The sequence below is a fragment of the Brachybacterium sacelli genome (genome assembly GCF_017876545.1).
Taxonomy (GTDB): domain Bacteria; phylum Actinomycetota; class Actinomycetes; order Actinomycetales; family Dermabacteraceae; genus Brachybacterium; species Brachybacterium sacelli.
Genome location: NZ_JAGIOD010000001.1, coordinates 1,284,076 through 1,300,112, shown reverse-complemented (window position 1 = coordinate 1,300,112; position 16,037 = coordinate 1,284,076). Strand labels below are relative to the sequence as shown.

Sequence of the window (16,037 nt, the reverse complement as noted above, 5' to 3'; positions counted from 1 at the left end):
GATCGTCGACGCCGCATCGCGGCGCCGACTTCGTCCCCGCGGCCGGGCGTGCTTGGATGAACGGCACCTGCCCCGTCACGGCCCGGAGGTTCCCATGGGACGCGAGATCGGCACCACCGAGTACACCCGTTCCCAGCGCACCCGTTATCGCCACGAGCTGCGCCGCAACCTCGATCTGTTCGAGTCGTTCCTGGACACCGCCGAGTTCATCGATGAAGGCACCGTCGGTGTCGAGCTGGAGATGAACCTCGCCGAGGTCGCGGACATGGCCCCGGCGCTGCTGGTCGACACGCTCCTGCAGGATCTGGACGACGAGGAGTACGTCCACGAGATCGGCCGCTTCAACCTCGAGGTCAACCTCCCGGTCACCCGGCCCACCGGCGCGGGGTTGCGCGACCTCGAGCGGGAGCTGGAGGAGAAGATCGAGCACGCCGATCTCGCCGCCCGCCGCCGCGGCGCCCGGGTGATCCCCATCGGCCACCTCCCCACCATCACCGAGGAGCTGTTCACGGGCGATGCCTGGCGGGCGCCCGGGCCCCGCTACGAGGCGCTCGAGAACAGCGTGATGGAGGCTCGCGGCGAGGAGATCACCCTGCGTATCGAGGGGGAGGGCAAGGGTCTGGATGCCACCTTCGATTCGATCGCGCCGGAGTCGGCCTGCACCTCGATGCAGCTCCACCTCCAGGTCCCACCGGAGCAGTTCGCCCCGGCATGGAATGCCGCCCAGGCCATCGCCGGCCCTCAGATCGCGCTCGCCGCGAATTCGCCGTTCCTGCTGGGCAAGCGGCTGTGGCACGAGAGCCGCATCCCCACCTTCGTGCAGGCCCTGGACACCCGGCCGCCCGAGTACGCGACCCAGGGCGTGCGCCCTCGGGTGTGGTTCGGCGAACGGTGGATCACCTCGATGTTCGACCTGTTCGAGGAGAACGTGCGACTGTTCCCGGCGCTGATCCCCGAGTCGCGGGACATGGCGGAGGAGCCGCTGCTGACCGAGGGATCGGCGCCGCGCCTGCACGAGCTGATGCTGCACAACGGCACGGTGTGGCGCTGGAACCGCCCGATCTACGACCCCGGCACCGATGTGCCGCACCTGCGGCTCGAGAACCGTCTGCTGCCGGCGGGGCCGACGCCCGCGGACATGGCGGCCAATGCCGCCTTCTTCTACGGGCTCGTCCATGCGCTCGTGCACGAGCGGCGGCCGCTGTGGTCACGCATGAGCTTCGAACAGGCCGACGAGACGTTCCAGCAGTGCGCCCGCTGGGGTCTCGAGGCGCGGGTGAGCTGGCCCCGGGTGGGACGGGTCCGGGTGGCGGACCTGCTGCTCGAGCAGCTGATCCCGCTGGCCGTGGACGGGCTGCGGGATCTGGGGGCCGACGCCGGCGTGGCCGAGCACTACGGCGAGATCCTCACCGGCCGTGCCCGCACCGGCCGCAACGGCGCCCGCTGGCAGATCGATACCGTCACCTCCCTCGAGGTGCACGGGGCGAGCCGCTCCGAGGCGCTGGCGGAGATGACGCGGCTGTACCGCGCTGCCGTGGACTCCGGGGATCCGGTGCACGCCTGGCCGGTTCCGGCGCGACAGCGGACCTGAGCCCGGCACGGCAGGAGGGGTAGGTCCTCGGCGATCTGCACCCCCAAATCCTGAGACACCGTTCTCGCATGACGGACGCGGTCGTAGCCTTCCGGCATGACCTCCTCAGCCCCAGCTCCCACCACCGGGAAGAACGCCCCGGCGCTCTCGTCGGAGGACCGGTCCGCGCGGATCGCGGTGACCGTGTTCCCGGCCTTGATCCTCGCCTCGGCCACCTTCGCGTTCTTCGTTCCCGCCGCAGGCCAGGCGATCGCGCCGTTCACGTCCGTCTTCCTCGGCGTCATCATGTTCGCGATGGGGCTGACGCTGACGATCCCCGACTTCGCGCTGGTCGTCCGGCGGCCGCTGCCCGTGCTGATCGGCGTCGTCGCCCAGTATGTGATCATGCCGCTGGTGGGCCTGGGCGTCTCCGTCCTGCTGCAGCTTCCGCCGGAGCTCGCCGTCGGCGTGATCCTCGTCGGCTGCGCCCCTGGCGGGACCAGCTCGAACGTCATCTCCTACCTCTCGAAGGCAGACACCGCCCTGTCAGTGACGATGACCTCGATCTCCACCCTGCTCGCCCCGATCTTCACCCCCCTGCTGACCCTGTGGCTGGCCGGCTCGTACCTGCCCATCGCCGCCGGCGACATGGCGATGTCCATCGTGCAGATGGTGTTGATCCCCGTCATCGGCGGCATCGTGGTCCGCTTGCTGCTCAGCCGCCTCGTCGACCGCGTCCTGCCGGCGCTGCCGTGGGTCAGCGTCGTCGGCATCTCCCTCGTGGTGATCGCCGTCGTCAGCGGCTCCACCGAGGCGATCGTCTCCGCCGGCGCGCTGGTGCTGCTGGCCGTCGTGCTCCACAACGGCATCGGTTACCTCTGCGGCTATTGGCTCGCGCGCCTGCTGAAGCAGGGCGAGCGGGCGGCCCGCACCACCTCGATCGAGGTCGGAATGCAGAACTCGGGCCTGGCTGCGACACTCGCCGCGACCGCCTTCAGCCCGGCTGCCGCCCTGCCAGGCGCAATCTTCTCCATCTGGCACAACCTCTCCGGTGCCGTGCTCGCCATGTACTACCGCCGCAGCGCCGACAAACACCGGAGCGAGGCTCGCTGAGCACGCTCACCTGCTCGAGGCCCGAGGGCCAGGCGCTGCTCGCGCTCGCAATGCCACCACAGACCTTCCCCATTCACGGAGCGTCGACTCTCGTCATCGTCAGCGCGACTCGGAGCGCCCGTCCTCTGGCAGATCGGCTCGTGCGCTGCCCGTTCGGGCCGGCAGGGTGGCGTGGTCGGAGGTGCCCTCGGTCTCGTCGACCTCCTCGACGTCTTCATAGGGGTCGCGCATCACGGGGATCTCGGTGGTGTAGGTCGGCTCGACGACATAGTCCTCGGTGTCGAACTCTTCGTCCTCCTCGCGACGCTCGTACTCCTCCGGCGGCAGCACCTGCGCCCATTCCCGAGTGCGCATTTGCGGAAGCTCGCCGGCATCCTCCCGTAGCGCCCGGTAGAGGGCGTACATCTGGAAGAAGCCCATGACGAAGAACGGCAGACCGACGAGGATGATCGTCGACTGGAGCGCCTCGAGACCGTTCGACCCGGAGAACACCAGCAGCGTCGCGGTGATCAGACCGATCGCGAGGCCCCAGAAGATGCGCTGACCCAGCGGATTGAAGTCCTCATGGCCGTTCGCCATCGAGTCGGTGACCAGGGCGGCGGAGTCGACCGAGGTCACGAAGAAGATGATGACCAGAATGATGGCGATGACGGAGACGAAGAACGCTGCCGGGTAATGATCGAGGAAGGCGAACAGAGCTCCGGGGATGTCCCCTTCACCGACGACCGTGTCCACCAGGCCACCCTCACCGTTGAGCTCGATGTCGAAGGAGGAGTATCCGAAGATACCGAACCAGATGACAGAGAAGGCGGACGGCACCGCGAGCACGCCGGAGACGAACTGGCGGATGGTCCGACCCTTGGAGATGCGGGCAATGAAGATGCCCACGAACGGCGACCAGGTGATCGTCCAGGCCCAGTAAAAGACCGTCCACGTGTTCTGCCAGCCAGTGTTGGCGAAGGTGTCATTCCACAGGGCGAGCTCGGGCAGGCTCACCAGGTAGCTGCCGAAGGACTCGATGGTGCCCTTGAGGACGAACAACGTCGATCCCCCCGCGACCAGCACGAAGATCAGCAGCAGGATGGCCGTGACGATGTTGATGTTCGAGAGCACCTTGATGCCCTTGTCGAGGCCCAGCGAGACCGAGATGAGGGCGAGCCCACAGACCACGCCGATAATGATCAACTGCCAGCCGGCGTTCTCCGGCATCCCGAACAGCTGGTTCATGCCGCCATTGATCTGCAGGGTGCCGAGGCCGATCGAGACGGCGATTCCGAAGACCGTGCCGACGATCGCGACGACGTCGATGAGCTTGCCGATCGGCCCGTGGATGCCCTCACCGAGGATCGGCTGGAAGATCGAACTCACGCGCGGCGGCAGATTGCGCTTGTGGATGAAGTAGGCGAAGCACAGTGCCGGCAGCGTGAAGATCGTCCACGTGTGCAGGGTGAAGTGGTAATAGGTGAAGTTCATGGCGTCCTTGGCGGCGCCCCAGGTGCCCGCCTCGATGCCCATCGAGGGACCGCGCGGCGGATCGCCGAAGTGGCTGATCGGCTCGGCCACTCCCCAGAACATGAGGATCGAGCCGATCCCCGCGGCGAACAGCATCGCGAACCAGGCCCCTCCGGAATGCTCCGGCGGCTCCTCGTCAGGGCCGAGCTTGACGCGTCCGAAGCGCCCCACCGCGATGACGATGAGGAACCCGAGGAACACTGTCACGCCCAGGATGTAGAACCATCCCAGGTTTGTCAGCAGCCAGTCCGACGCCGCGGAGACCACTGTGTTGAGCGGGTCGGTGAAGACGATCGTCCCGATCACGAAGGCGATGATGATCGCCGCCGAGCTGAAGAAGATCGCCGGCGAAGTGCGCAGGCGCAAGGCATCGTGCAATCGGGTCAGCATGGTCGCGACTCCTCGTCGTCGTGCCCTCGCCGTCGGCCCGCGGATCGATCCCGGCGACGAGTCTCGTCTCGTTTCCTCGTTCGTCCAGGGAGTATCGCACGTCACATCTCCGTAGTGGACACCCGACGCCCTGGGCGCGGCGGGACCGGACGGCGGCAGTCCAACACGACGGGGCTCCCGTCGCCGCGTCTTGCGGACGGAGGGGGGAGTTCTCCCCATCGCCGTCCGTGCCGGGCGTCGATACCCTGGACCGGTCACCGGCACCGCGGCGCCCTGCACCGACGACTGATCCGCCCGTGCCCCCGAACCAGGAGGCCAGGCATGACCAATCCCTACGGCATCTCCGGGCCGCCCCAAAAGCGCAGCCGCTCCCCGCTGTACATCATTCTGGGCTGCGGGTGCGCCCTGCTCGCCGTGATCGTCCTGGTCGGCGGCGGCATCGGAGGGTACCTGCTGCTGCGGGAGCCGGCCGAGGAGCCGACGGACGATCCGAGAACGACCGCCACCTCGGACCCCTCGGAGGAGGAGACCGACGAGCCGACCGATGAGCCGACTGATGAGCCGACCGCCGAACCGACGGAGGAGTCCACCGCGGACGCCACGGTCTCTTTGAGCGCCTCGGAACCGCAGTCGGGCACCACGCTCGACACCGACGACGAACAGCTGACCACGGAGAACGGCACGTTCGTCGGCATCGCGGTCACCATCGACAATGTGGGCGCCGAGTCCGTCACCCTCAGCAGCGAGAACTTCCGGTTCTACGACGAGGCGGGGATGAGCTACACGCTGGTCTACGCGAGCTTCTCGACCAGCGGCCCGGAGCTCCCCGGCGGGGAATCCGCCACCGCCACCCTCTACGTCGACGTCGCCGAGGACACCGTCATCGAGTCGATCAGCTATTCGGACCCGGTCGGCACCGGTGGCCAGGAGGTCATGATCCCGGCCGGCTGACCGCTGCCCGCGCCCGGAACACGGACGGGCAGATCGCGAGCACGGCGAAGACGGCGGCCGTCGCCGCCACGGCGAGGACGGTCACCAGAGCCACCAGCGGCTCGCTGCGCAGCAGCTGCGGGATCAGCCGTGTGGGGACCAGCGCCGCGAAGGTGAAGGCGGCGAGCGTGCCGAGGTAGGAACCGACCATGAACCCGCGGTGCATGGCCACCTCTCCGCGACGGATCGAGGCGATCGCGATCACCAGGCACACGAGGGTCCAGATCGACAGTCCGTGCAGCCACGAGAAGCCGTCGGGCATGATCGCGAAGCTCGAGGTGCACACCAGCAGCATCGCCGCGACCCAGCTCGCTCCGAGCAGGCGGTGGGCGCGGTCTCGCCGCCGTCGCAGGATCTGCAGCGGGCCCAGCAGCAGCACGTACAGCGCGGCGACGGCGTGCACGGCGATGATCGGGGTGAAGGTGTCCACGATCACCACGATAGTGTGACTATCCATGGCAACGCCATCAAGATAGTCACAGGTCGTCGCACTATCCACGCGCTTCGAGCATCGAGCGCAGGAGAGGACCGGGATGCTGCTGCACGAACTAGCGACCGCGAGCGGATGCAGCGCGGCGTCGATCAAGTACTACCGACGCGAGGGCCTGCTGCCCGCCGGCGAGCGGATCACCACCACCCGACAGGACTACGGGCCCCGCCATCTCGAGCGGTTGCAGTTGATCCAGGTGCTGCGCGAGATCGCCGATGCCCCGATCGATCGCATCCGTCGGCTGGCCGAACTGCTCGATGACCCGGAGGTCCCGCGGATCCGTGCCCTCGAGGAGGCACAGGCGATCGCCCTGGGCGCGGCGACGGTGAGCGGGCCCGCCCCGACGGAGGGGGCCGGGCGAGCCGAGCACCCGTCCGTCGCCGCACTGCTGTCACGGATGGACTGGCCCGACATCGACTCGGTCCCCCGCCGGGCGCTCGACGAGGTGCTGCACACGCTCGCGGGCTGGGAGATGCCCGCCGGCCTCGAGACGGTGATGCGCTATGCGGTGCCGATGGCCGAGATCGCCCGCGGAGACGTCGAGTTCATGCAGGGCGAACCGGGCAACGACGGCGAGATCTCCGACGACCTGGTGGTCCTGCGCGCGGTGGCCGGCACGATCGCCTTCGACCGACTGGTCCAGGTGCTGCGAGCGCTCGGACACGTCTCGCTGAGTGTGCAGGCCAGCGAGTCTCACAGGGAATGAACAGCGCCGTCGCAGACCTTTTTGGGGGACGGGGTGTGTACTCGTTCTCAACGCGTCACCGGAGGAACCGCTGACTGAGGAGGAGGCGGATTCCGCTCATCCGGGACGCGGGGGAAAGGGATGGCCCCGGCCCGTGGGGACGGGTCGGGGCACTTTCTCGTTCGGGGTCGTGGGGTGAACCGCACAGAGGCGCCATGCACCGCCCGGAGGGCCTCAGCGCCGCAGATCGATCCCGAACACGCGCCGGATCTGGGCGACGGCATGACGGGTGAAGCGCCGGTCAGAGGGGGTCGAAGCGAACGGCACCGTCAGCCCGGGATGGTCCGGATGGGTGACACGCCCATGCGTCGAACCCGGTGAGACCACGAACCCCGCAGCCTCCATGCGTGCCAGCAGCTCCCGACGACTGGTGGGATGGCGGGTGCCCCTCCCGCCGCGTGCGCTCGGCCCGGCGGCGTCCTCGGCGATGTCCAGCGCGCTCTCGTACTCCTCGGGCCGAACCGACAGCGCGTACCGCGTCGAGAACGCGCCGATCACGACGTTGTCCGCTCGGCGCACCTGGACCACGAGGTCCCCGCGCAGGAAATGATCGCTGGCACCGGCGTCGGCCGTCCAGGCCTCCTGCGGATCCGCGACCGCCTTTACGATCATCGCCGTCGTCAGCTCGCTGACTCCGACGGTCCGGATCTCGGCCTCGGCGACCCGCAGGGGCCGCGGCAGCGGGCGGGGGTCCTCGGGAGCGAGGGTGTGCACGGCGCCGGTGGGCGGCGCCGACAGCGACTGCGGTGACTTCAGGGAGCGGGGCCGGCGGCGCGGCAGCCGATCGGTGGGCTGCCCGACGGGCGTCGTGGGCTCCGGTGCCGGGTCCGGGGCCGACGGGGGACGGCCGGTCGCGGACCAGTCCACGGGACGCACTCGCCGTGAGGGATCGGTGCGTCCGCTCAGGGCTCTCGGGGTGGGCCGCGGCGGGGTGCGTCCGTCCGTCGCCATGGTCTCCATCTCCTCGATGCTCTGTGCCGGATGCTCGGTTCCGGTCCGGGTGATCGGCTGCGATGCTCCGATGATCTGCCGTCCGATGGTGGCATGCCCCGCGGCCTCCAGTAGCGTGGGCCCGTCCACGTCATCCGACCTGTGAGGTTCCGCGTGTCCGCCAGCGTCCCGTCCCACCGCCCCGGCAGCGCCGGCTCCCACCGCCCCTCCCTTGCGAGACTCGCCGGCGGACTCTTCGCGCTCGCACTGCTCGGGGCCGGATGCACCGGCGGGGACGAGCCCGCCCCCGAGGTAGCTCCCGCGGTCTCCGACGGCGGCGGGGCATCCGACGGCGGTACGGTCTCCGGGGCCTCCGACGGGGGCGGACAGTCCGAGGTCGCCCTCCCCCAGGACCCGTACCCCGCGACCCCGGCGCCGGAGGACTTCGAACCACCCGAGGCATGCTCCGGGGAGGGCGCCTACTACGCCCAGGTGGGAGATTCCGCCGACCCGGACCTCCCCGAGCGCGCCGGGGAGGAGCTGACCATCGAGGCGACCGGCATCGAGGGCGAGGACGCCCAGCTCACCGCCACCCTGGGCGGCGGGGAGCCCCGCGAGATCGAGGACATCACCCTCGGCGAGACCGTCACCATCGACCTGTGGACCCTCTCGGTGACCAGCGTCTGCGCGGACACCGACCAGGTCGAGTTCGACCTCATCAACTGAAGCGGCCCACCGCGACATGGCAGGATCACGGCGTGCAACCCCATCCCCTGTTCGGCCCCCCGGTCGCCGCCTACCGGACATCCGTCTCGGTGCTGCACGGGTTGCTGATGCTGTCGCTCGGACCGCTGGTGATCGTCGCAGGTACCGCGGCCGGGCTGCTCCGCGATCTGCCGTGGCTACTCCTGCTCAGCGTGCCCGCCGGCCTCCTGCTGGCCGCGGCTGTTCTGACCTGGCTCGTCTGGAGTCATTCGGCCACCCTACGGATCTACCACCACGGGGTGAGCGTGGGTCGCCTGGCCGGAAATCGCCGCGATATCTGGTTCCGTGAGATCCACCCCGCAACGATCCGAGTGTTCGAGGACATCGATTCCCTGCGCAGCCTGCCGTACCGTGCGATCTCGACCCACTGGTACTTCAGCGGCGGTGCGGACCTCGCCGTCACGTTCCTGGGCCCTGATCGGGCCTCCGGCGCGGGAGGAGGGACCCGCCCACCGGCCCCCGGCCGCGGGATCGTGATCTTCGCATCGCGACGGGCGCCCGAGATCGCCCACCAGCTGCGGGAAGGACTCGAACGTTCCGGCTGTCCTGCCCACCTGGCCCGATGGTCCGAGCAGTTCGGTCACAGCGAATTGGAGGGGATCGGCGCGATGGCTCAGCGGTCGGTGCCCGGGATGCGCCCGGACTGGAGGCTGTGACGGAGCGCGGGAGGGGAGTTCTCCCCATCGCGTCTCGTGCCGTCATCTGGATACCGTCCACCTGACAGGTCGAGACTCCACCGCGAGCCGGAGCGCGACTGGATCCACTCACCAGGGGAAAGCACATAAATGACTGGGTTCTACGGTGGCGACACCGAGCAGATGATCGACCTCTATCGAGAGTTCCATCGAAAGTCGAACGCGATCCAATCGGTGATCAACGGAATCCAGTGGGACCTGCAGATGCTCCAGGACCAGTGGAAGGGCGAGGATTTCGAGTCGTTCAACGCCACCTTCTGGGACGGGATCCGGCCACAGGCGAAGGAGACCTTCGACGCGATCGAAACCATGGGTCGCGAGCTTCGCGAGCACACCGAGGAGCAGGACGACGCCTCGTCAGCAGACGACGGCCTGTTGAAGACCCTGAAGGACATCTACAGCAACGGCAAGGCCGCGCTGTCGATCATCGCCAAGACCGCCGAGAAGCTGTGGGAGGGAATCAAGAGCGGGAAGATCGACTGGAAAGCGCTCCGTGACGGTGCGGATCAGCTCACCGACTGGTGGCAGAAGTCCGGAATCGCCGATGACCTCGGCAGACTCGTGAAGAGCAAGGGCTTCAAGCGGATCGCCAAACTGATCCCGATCGTGGACATCCCGCTGGGATTACACGACATGGTCACCGCCAAGGACCCGATCGAGTTCGTCACCGCGCTCGGTGGGCTGGTCGGATCGGTCCCGCACCCTTCTGCGGCGATCTTCGGCGCCATGTGCGATGTCGCCGGCATCGCCGACTGGGTCGGGGAAGAGTTCTTCGACTACGACCTCTCCCGCGAGGTCTGGGACGGGCTCTCCGACGCCGCCGACGACTGGGCCGATGGAAAGACCTGGGGCCCCGGGCTCTACCCCTGGGCCGGAGTCTGAGCTCCCCGCCGGCCCGTCACTCCGCCTGAGACGGCACACCAACACAACGCCCTGGAGGGGCCACCATGACCGCAACTTCCACACCCATCCCCCGACGGGACCTGCTCAGCGCCGCCTCGCTCCTGCGCGAGGGCGAATCCACACGCACCGAACTGCTCCACCTGACTGATGAGGAGCTGGCCGTCCTCACCGCCGAGACGGGTGGCGGGCCAACGGTCTGGACCCCCTGGGCCGAGGAGCATGCCGACCGCGTCGACAGTGCGCTCCCCTCTGTGCGTCGCATCCTCATCGCCCGGAACAATCTCGTGCCCGAGGGGTACGCGGCACCGCTCGAGGACCGTGAGGTCGAAGGCGATCCCGCACGACTGGTGCCCGAGCCGCGTCTTGCTGGAATCCTGCTGCTGCGGCGCTCCGCCGTACAGGTCACCGCGATCGAACGGTCGGTGAGCATCGAGGGGACCTTCCATCGCAGCCGTCGGTACTACTACCACCAGTCGATCGGCATCGCACTCGAGGAGTACGTGAACCCCGAAGGCGTGCATGCTTTCGCCGTTCTACCGGTTGCGAGCATCGGCCCGCTCCTCGCCGGGCTGGTCGACCCGCACGGCGTCGCTCACCAGGATGGCGAGGAGGAACGACTCGCCCTTGCCGCCGACGGATCCTTCCCCGTCGGCGAGCACATCCTCGAGGACACGCGCGTCTTCACCCGAGCCACCTCCAGCGGGCCCGGTGGGCGCTTGCTGGCCACCGTGAACCTCCATGCGACCGGCGACTCGTTCCACATGAGCGAGCCGGTTCTAGACGACGACGGTCAGCCCGAGACGCTGCGGACCGCGCAGCTCTCCTCCCAGGGCCTTGTCGAGACCCTGATGCTCCTCGTCTCCGGTGAGGACGACTCCACCACGAACCCGGACCCGGCCCGACCTGAGAGAAGCTGACTGATCGCAGATGATTGCCCCTGGCAAGAGCCCAGCCGGGTGCGCCGACCGTCGCCGGACCAGCCGCCCCGTACCGGGCGCGCCCCGACGCGACCCGGCATGATGGGGCGATGACCTCCTCCCCGCGCTTCGACCTCGACACCATCGGCGCGGGTCTGCCGGTCACCGGTGCCCGGGATGAGCTCGAGGCGGCCGTCGCCACCGGATCGATGGTGGTCACGGCACCGCCCGGAACCGGCAAGACGACGCTGGTGCCTCCCCTGGTCGCGAACCACGTCGGCGGACTCACCCTGGTCACACAGCCGCGACGGGTGGCCGTGCGGGCCGCCGCCCGCCGCCTGGCGACCCTCGACGGCACCGCTCCGGGCGGCCCGGTCGGCTTCACCGTGCGGGGACAGCGGGAGGTGGGGCGCTCGACGCGGCTGGAGATCCTCACCCCCGGGGTGCTGCTGCGCCGCCTGCTCGCCGATCCCGAGCTGCCGGGCGTGGCCGCCGTCGTGCTCGATGAGGTCCACGAACGCTCGCTGGAGACCGACCTGCTGCTGGGGATGCTCGCCGAGGTCCGCCAGCTGCGCGAGGACCTGATGGTCGGGGCGATGTCCGCGACGCTCGACGCCGCCGCGGTCTCCACGCTGCTCGACGCGGCGCCCGTGGTGGACGTGCCCAGCGCACTGCACCCGCTGACCGTCTCCTACGCCCCCTCCCCCTCCCCTCGGCTCGATGCCCGCGGCGTCACTCGGGACTACCTCGATCACCTGGCCCGCACCGCCGCTCGCGCGCAGCGGGAGACCGCGACCGACGCCCTGGTGTTCGTGCCCGGGGCGCGCGAGGTCGACGAGGTGGTCTCCCGCCTGCGGGGGCTCGTCGGCCCCGGCGTCGAGGTGCTCGCGCTGCACGGCCGGCTGCCCGCGGCTCAGCAGGACCGGGCGACCGGGGGCCGCCGCCCCGGGGAACCTTCGCGGATCGTGGTCTCCACCGCGGTCGCCGAGAGCTCTCTGACCGTGCCGGGCGTGCGCCTGGTGGTCGACGCGGGACTGTCGCGACAGGTGCGCCGGGACCGGGGCCGCGACATGTCCGGGCTGGTCACGGTCAGTGCCTCCCGCGCCGCCGCCGAACAGCGGGCGGGTCGCGCGGCCCGTCAGGGTCCCGGCGCCGCGGTACGCGTCTTCGCGGAATCGGACCTGGCAGGGATGCCCGCCCAGTCTCCCCCGGAGATCTCCGGGGCAGACCTCACCGATGCGGCGCTCTGGCTGGCCTGTTGGGGCACGCCTCGCGCCGACGATCTGCCCCTGCTGACTCCCCCGCCGCGGGCCGAGATCACCTCCGCCGAGGCGACGCTGCACTCCCTCGGTCTGGTGGACGACGCGGGCAGGCCGACGGCTTCCGGGGCCCGCGTGGCGCGGATGCCGATCGGGGTGCGCGAGGCGCGTGCGCTGGTCGACGGGGCGCGGCGGCTCCCCGGTCTCGACGCCGCACGAGGCGCGGCCGAGGTGGTCGCCGCGGTCTCGGACGACCATCGCCCCGTCGGCGCGGACCTGCCCCGCCTGCTGCAGGACCTGCGCACGGGCCGCGCCCCCGGGGCCGACCGCTGGCGGCGTGAGCGCGATCGCCTGACCCGCATCGCGCAGGAGCCGGCGCCCCCGACCGGCGCGACCCTCGCGACACGGCCGTCGGCCCCTCCGCTCACGGCCTCCGGCGCCGCCGAGCAGGCCGGCGCGGTCCTCGCCCTCGCCCGCCCCGAGCGGATCGCCCGCCGCACCTCCGCCGGCGCCCGCACGTACCTGCTCGCCTCCGGCACCCGGGCCGCCCTGCCCGAGGACAGCGGCCTGCGGGGCAACGAGTGGCTCGCGGTCTGGGAGGTGCAGCGGGCCCAGGGGCGGGCGGCCGACGGCACCGGTGCGGTGCTCCGCGCCGCCGCACCGCTCACGGAGGAGGACGCCTTCCTGGCCGGGGCGGACCTGCTGGTCTCCGAGCGCACCGCGCAGCTGGGGAACGGGACGGTGCGGGCCCGGGAGCGTCGAGCGCTGGGCGCCATCGAGCTCGCCTCGACACCGGTGGCCGCGACGGCGCAGGACACCGTGCCCGCTGTGCTCGCGCAGGTGCGGGCGCGCGGACTCGCAGGGCTGGAGATGAACGACGCGGCACGCGCGCTGCTGGCCCGGCTCGCCCTGATCCACCGGGAGCTCGGTGCGCCGTGGCCCGCGATGGACGAGGCCACCCTGCTGGCAGAGCTGGAGACCTGGCTGGCGCCGCAGCTGTCGGCCCGCACCACCCGGGTCGCCTCGCTCGACGTCGCCGGGGCGCTGCGGACGCTGCTGCCCTGGCCGGAGGCCTCCGAGCTGTCGGCACTGGCACCGGAGCGGCTGGCGATCCCCTCCGGCTCGACCGCACGGATCGACTATCCCGAGCCCGATGCCGAGGACGGCCGCCCCGTCGTCGCGGTGAAGCTGCAGGAGGTGTTCGGGCTCGCCGAGACCCCGCGCCTGGTGCGGGATCGGGTGCCGGTGCTGTTCCACCTGCTCTCCCCGGCCCGTCGACCACTCGCCGTCACCGACGACCTGCGGTCGTTCTGGGACGGGCCGTATCGGGAGGTGCGCAAGGAGATGCGCGGACGCTACCCCCGACATCCCTGGCCGGAGGATCCCTGGACGGCCCCGGCGACGGCTCGCACGAAGCGCGCCCAGGGCCGCTGAGGTCCGTGCTCAGGTCGCTCCGCCACCTGCGGCGGCGGTGGTCGCGATCATCGCGGCGTTCATGTCGTCCATGACTCGCTTGACGGCCTTCGCGGCCGGGGCGTCGATCTCGAGCCCCGCGATGACGGCGTCGAGCTCCCGGCGGGAGAGTCCGTCGAGATCCTCGCGGAGGATCCGGTGGGCGATCCGCAGCGACCGCAGCATCTCCAACAGGATCCCGTCCTGGAGACTCGCCCGGCGCGAGTCGCGGACGGCCTCGGTGAGGCGGCTGCGCAGCGCGGACTCGAGGGAGACGTCGTGCGCCGGCCAGGAGGTGAGGAACCAGCCGTCCTTGCGGGTCACCGCCCCGGCGGCGACCATGCACTCGCCGATCACCTCGGTCAGGTCCATGCTGCGGTGGGCGATCACCGACCGCAGGCGGCGTCCCTCCAGCTCGGTGAGAGCGCCGAGGGCCTGGTCCAGGACGGGGATCCCCAGGGAGGAGGGGTCGCTCACGTGCACACGGGGGTTGCGCTCCTCGGACAGCTCCACCTTCTCACGCAGCACCAGCTCGGCGACGGCGGCCCCGGCCAGCGCCTGCCGGCGGTACTGGGTGGCGTCCTGGCGGCCGGCGTCGTTGGTCAGCAGGAGGAACAGCTCTGCGGGGATCGTGGTCGTGGTGGTGGTCGTCATGCGCCCCAGTGTGGCCCGGGGCACCGCCCCGCGCGCATCCTCCGATGGTCGCGGGGCGGGGCGGTCCTCGGTCGGGGTTCAGGTGCCCCTGGCAGGATGTCCGCATGCCTCTGATCTCGACGCCGCCGCGCCTGTACCGGGCTCTCGCCCTCGCCGAGATGGTCACCTGGACCCTGCTTCTGGTGGGGATGCTGCTGAAGTACGTGCTGCAGGTGACCGACGTGATGGTGCGCATCGGCGGCGGTGTGCACGGCTTCGTCTTCCTCGCTTACCTCGTGGTGACGGTGCTGGTCGCGGTTGACCAGCGCTGGAAGCTGCGGGACCTCGCCCTCGGCATCGGCTCCGCGTTCATCCCCTACCTGACGGTGCCCTTCGAGCGGGCGGCGCGACGCCGCGGCCTGCTCGAGGAGAGCTGGCGGCTGCGGACGGAACCGGGCGCGAATGCGCTCGAGAAGGTCGTCGCCCTCGCCCTGCGCCGGCCGCTCCCGGCCGCCCTGATCGCGCTCGTGGTGGTGGCCGTGGTGTTCACGGTGCTGCTGAACGCGGGCCCGCCCACGCAGTGGTTCTCCTGAGCGGTTCCGCGCTCGTTCACCGCGGCGGGGCGATCGGGTCGATCCGCACCACCTCCCCGCCGCGCAGGTGCAGTCGGCTGATCTCCATCACCGACGCCCGGTGGCTCAGCCGCGGCACCTGGGGCTGATCCGCTTCCGGGGGCAGCGCCTCCCCGAAGCACACCCCGCAGGGCTGGACGGCGAGCGCCAGCGCCCGTCGGGCCTCCCAGTCCACCTGCGCCTCCTGGGCGGCCCGGATCCACGGCCCGCCGAGAGGACGGCACGGCCCGCAGCCGTCCTGTCCCTGCAGGGGGCACTGCGACGGTCGCGCGGTGACCAGCAGTTCTCGTCCCGACAGGAGGGGTACGCGCGGGTCCGCGCCGGTGGGGACCACGTCGAGCCCGCCGGGGCCGATCCGGAGCACCGCGACCTGCCCGTGGTCGACGGCGACCCGCAGCGCCCGCTCGAGCGCCTGGTTGGGATGCGCGGCCAGCAGGTCCTCCCGTGCTGCGACGGCGGGCTCGAACCAGTCGCGCTGCGCGCCCACCAGCGCCCCGGAGGCGATCATCCCTCCGCGCCGACGCAGGGCGGCGGCGATCGCCGGCCGCCGGAACCACCTGAGCTCGGGAGGGCGCACAGGGCGAGGAGGGCCATCGAGCGGGGCGCCGGCCCGGGCCCCCTCGGTACTGGGCCGCCCCGGTGCGTCTCCGGCCACCGGACGCACCTCGAGCGGGGGCTCCCGCCCGCTGAGGTCGGCCACCACCGGCCCCTTCGGGCTCATCGTGGGAAGCACGGGCCCGAGGGCGGGCACCACCAGCCAGGTGTGCTCGAGCGCGAGCGGCGGCCGGGCCCGCAGCGTCGCCCGCACGGTTTCGCGCGCAAATGGCGTGGTGGGGCCGCGACGGTGGAACTCGACCTCGCCCCCGTCCCCGCGATCCCCGGCGCATTCGTCCACTCCGGGACCGGGCTCGACGAACAGGGCGGGGTCCCCGCTCGCGGTGATCGGGCCGACGCCAGGCAGGTCCAGCTCGAGCAGCTGCTCGTGCCAGGTGGCGGTGTGGGAGTCGTTCTCGTGCTCCATGACGGTGGCCTTCCGACGTG

15 protein-coding genes are annotated in these 16,037 nt (G+C 70.7%); 10 read left to right on the top strand and 5 right to left on the bottom strand.

Annotation, left to right across the window (positions count from 1 at the left end):
* Positions 1-94 precede the first annotated feature (94 nt).
* Positions 95-1,591 carry a glutamate-cysteine ligase family protein gene (locus tag JOF43_RS05715; protein WP_209900163.1) on the top strand — a complete coding sequence of 499 codons (1,497 nt, stop codon included), beginning with the start codon at positions 95-97 and terminating at the stop codon, positions 1,589-1,591.
* Between the two features lie 96 nt (positions 1,592-1,687).
* Positions 1,688-2,683, top strand: a complete 996-nt coding sequence (locus JOF43_RS05710) for a bile acid:sodium symporter family protein (protein WP_209900161.1) — start codon at positions 1,688-1,690, stop codon at positions 2,681-2,683.
* 99 nt (positions 2,684-2,782) lie between these two features.
* Here the strand turns inward: JOF43_RS05710 and JOF43_RS05705 are convergent, their stop codons facing one another.
* A complete protein-coding gene (locus tag JOF43_RS05705) occupies positions 2,783-4,585 on the bottom strand; it encodes a BCCT family transporter (protein WP_209900160.1) in 1,803 nt (600 codons plus the stop codon).
* A gap of 321 nt (positions 4,586-4,906) precedes the next feature.
* On the opposite strand from JOF43_RS05705, the gene JOF43_RS05700 reads away from it, so the two are divergent.
* A complete protein-coding gene (locus JOF43_RS05700; RefSeq protein ID WP_209900158.1) occupies positions 4,907-5,536 on the top strand; it encodes a DUF4352 domain-containing protein in 630 nt (209 codons plus the stop codon).
* Here the strand turns inward: JOF43_RS05700 and JOF43_RS05695 are convergent.
* Positions 5,517-6,032 (bottom strand): DUF2306 domain-containing protein, encoded by a 516-nt coding sequence (locus JOF43_RS05695; protein ID WP_245354025.1) that lies wholly within the window; start codon positions 6,030-6,032, stop codon positions 5,517-5,519. The two genes, JOF43_RS05700 and JOF43_RS05695, sit on opposite strands and share 20 nt — an antisense overlap.
* A gap of 76 nt (positions 6,033-6,108) precedes the next feature.
* Here JOF43_RS05695 and JOF43_RS05690 point away from each other — a divergent pair, with 76 nt between their 5' ends.
* Complete coding sequence (locus JOF43_RS05690; protein ID WP_209900155.1) at positions 6,109-6,771, top strand: MerR family transcriptional regulator; 663 nt, start codon at positions 6,109-6,111, stop codon at positions 6,769-6,771.
* Between the two features lie 213 nt (positions 6,772-6,984).
* Here the strand turns inward: JOF43_RS05690 and JOF43_RS05685 are convergent, their stop codons facing one another.
* Positions 6,985-7,890, bottom strand: a complete 906-nt coding sequence (locus JOF43_RS05685; RefSeq protein WP_342592091.1) for a type II toxin-antitoxin system HicA family toxin — start codon at positions 7,888-7,890, stop codon at positions 6,985-6,987.
* Between the two features lie 24 nt (positions 7,891-7,914).
* On the opposite strand from JOF43_RS05685, the gene JOF43_RS05680 reads away from it, so the two are divergent.
* The 5 genes from JOF43_RS05680 (at position 7,915) to hrpB (ending at position 13,713) form a co-directional block, all read left to right on the top strand.
* Positions 7,915-8,466 (top strand): hypothetical protein, encoded by a 552-nt coding sequence (locus JOF43_RS05680; protein ID WP_209900153.1) that lies wholly within the window; start codon positions 7,915-7,917, stop codon positions 8,464-8,466.
* A gap of 32 nt (positions 8,467-8,498) precedes the next feature.
* The gene (locus JOF43_RS05675; RefSeq protein WP_209900152.1) at positions 8,499-9,161 is read left to right on the top strand and encodes a hypothetical protein; all 663 of its coding nucleotides are present in this window, start codon (positions 8,499-8,501) and stop codon (positions 9,159-9,161) included.
* A gap of 129 nt (positions 9,162-9,290) precedes the next feature.
* Positions 9,291-10,082: a WXG100 family type VII secretion target gene (locus tag JOF43_RS05670; RefSeq protein WP_209900150.1), complete on the top strand. Its 792-nt coding sequence runs from the start codon at positions 9,291-9,293 to the stop codon at positions 10,080-10,082.
* A 65-nt stretch (positions 10,083-10,147) separates the two neighbouring features.
* Positions 10,148-11,020 (top strand): hypothetical protein, encoded by an 873-nt coding sequence (locus tag JOF43_RS05665; RefSeq protein WP_209900148.1) that lies wholly within the window; start codon positions 10,148-10,150, stop codon positions 11,018-11,020.
* A gap of 110 nt (positions 11,021-11,130) precedes the next feature.
* Complete coding sequence (gene hrpB / locus JOF43_RS05660) at positions 11,131-13,713, top strand: ATP-dependent helicase HrpB (protein ID WP_209900146.1); 2,583 nt, start codon at positions 11,131-11,133, stop codon at positions 13,711-13,713.
* Positions 13,714-13,722: 9 nt separating this feature from the next.
* Here the strand turns inward: hrpB and JOF43_RS05655 are convergent, their stop codons facing one another.
* Positions 13,723-14,385, bottom strand: a complete 663-nt coding sequence (locus JOF43_RS05655; protein WP_209900144.1) for a GOLPH3/VPS74 family protein — start codon at positions 14,383-14,385, stop codon at positions 13,723-13,725.
* Between the two features lie 104 nt (positions 14,386-14,489).
* On the opposite strand from JOF43_RS05655, the gene JOF43_RS05650 reads away from it, so the two are divergent.
* Positions 14,490-14,957, top strand: coding sequence for a DUF3817 domain-containing protein (locus JOF43_RS05650; protein WP_209900141.1), 468 nt, complete (start codon positions 14,490-14,492; stop codon positions 14,955-14,957).
* Between the two features lie 16 nt (positions 14,958-14,973).
* Here the strand turns inward: JOF43_RS05650 and JOF43_RS05645 are convergent, their stop codons facing one another.
* Positions 14,974-16,017, bottom strand: coding sequence for a hypothetical protein (locus tag JOF43_RS05645; RefSeq protein ID WP_209900139.1), 1,044 nt, complete (start codon positions 16,015-16,017; stop codon positions 14,974-14,976).
* Positions 16,018-16,037: the final 20 nt, after the last annotated feature.

Bases quoted from the DNA above. Each gene is read 5' to 3' on its own strand.
- JOF43_RS05715 (WP_209900163.1), top strand. From the start codon at position 95: ATGGGACGCGAGATCGGCACCACCGAGTACACCCGTTCCCAGCGCACC.
- JOF43_RS05710 (WP_209900161.1), top strand. From the start codon at position 1,688: ATGACCTCCTCAGCCCCAGCTCCCACCACCGGGAAGAACGCCCCGGCG.
- JOF43_RS05705 (WP_209900160.1), bottom strand. From the start codon at position 4,585: ATGCTGACCCGATTGCACGATGCCTTGCGCCTGCGCACTTCGCCGGCG.
- JOF43_RS05700 (WP_209900158.1), top strand. From the start codon at position 4,907: ATGACCAATCCCTACGGCATCTCCGGGCCGCCCCAAAAGCGCAGCCGC.
- JOF43_RS05695 (WP_245354025.1), bottom strand. From the start codon at position 6,032: ATGGATAGTCACACTATCGTGGTGATCGTGGACACCTTCACCCCGATC.
- JOF43_RS05690 (WP_209900155.1), top strand. From the start codon at position 6,109: ATGCTGCTGCACGAACTAGCGACCGCGAGCGGATGCAGCGCGGCGTCG.
- JOF43_RS05670 (WP_209900150.1), top strand. From the start codon at position 9,291: ATGACTGGGTTCTACGGTGGCGACACCGAGCAGATGATCGACCTCTAT.
- JOF43_RS05665 (WP_209900148.1), top strand. From the start codon at position 10,148: ATGACCGCAACTTCCACACCCATCCCCCGACGGGACCTGCTCAGCGCC.
- hrpB (WP_209900146.1), top strand. From the start codon at position 11,131: ATGACCTCCTCCCCGCGCTTCGACCTCGACACCATCGGCGCGGGTCTG.
- JOF43_RS05655 (WP_209900144.1), bottom strand. From the start codon at position 14,385: ATGACGACCACCACCACGACCACGATCCCCGCAGAGCTGTTCCTCCTG.
- JOF43_RS05650 (WP_209900141.1), top strand. From the start codon at position 14,490: ATGCCTCTGATCTCGACGCCGCCGCGCCTGTACCGGGCTCTCGCCCTC.
- JOF43_RS05645 (WP_209900139.1), bottom strand. From the start codon at position 16,017: ATGGAGCACGAGAACGACTCCCACACCGCCACCTGGCACGAGCAGCTG.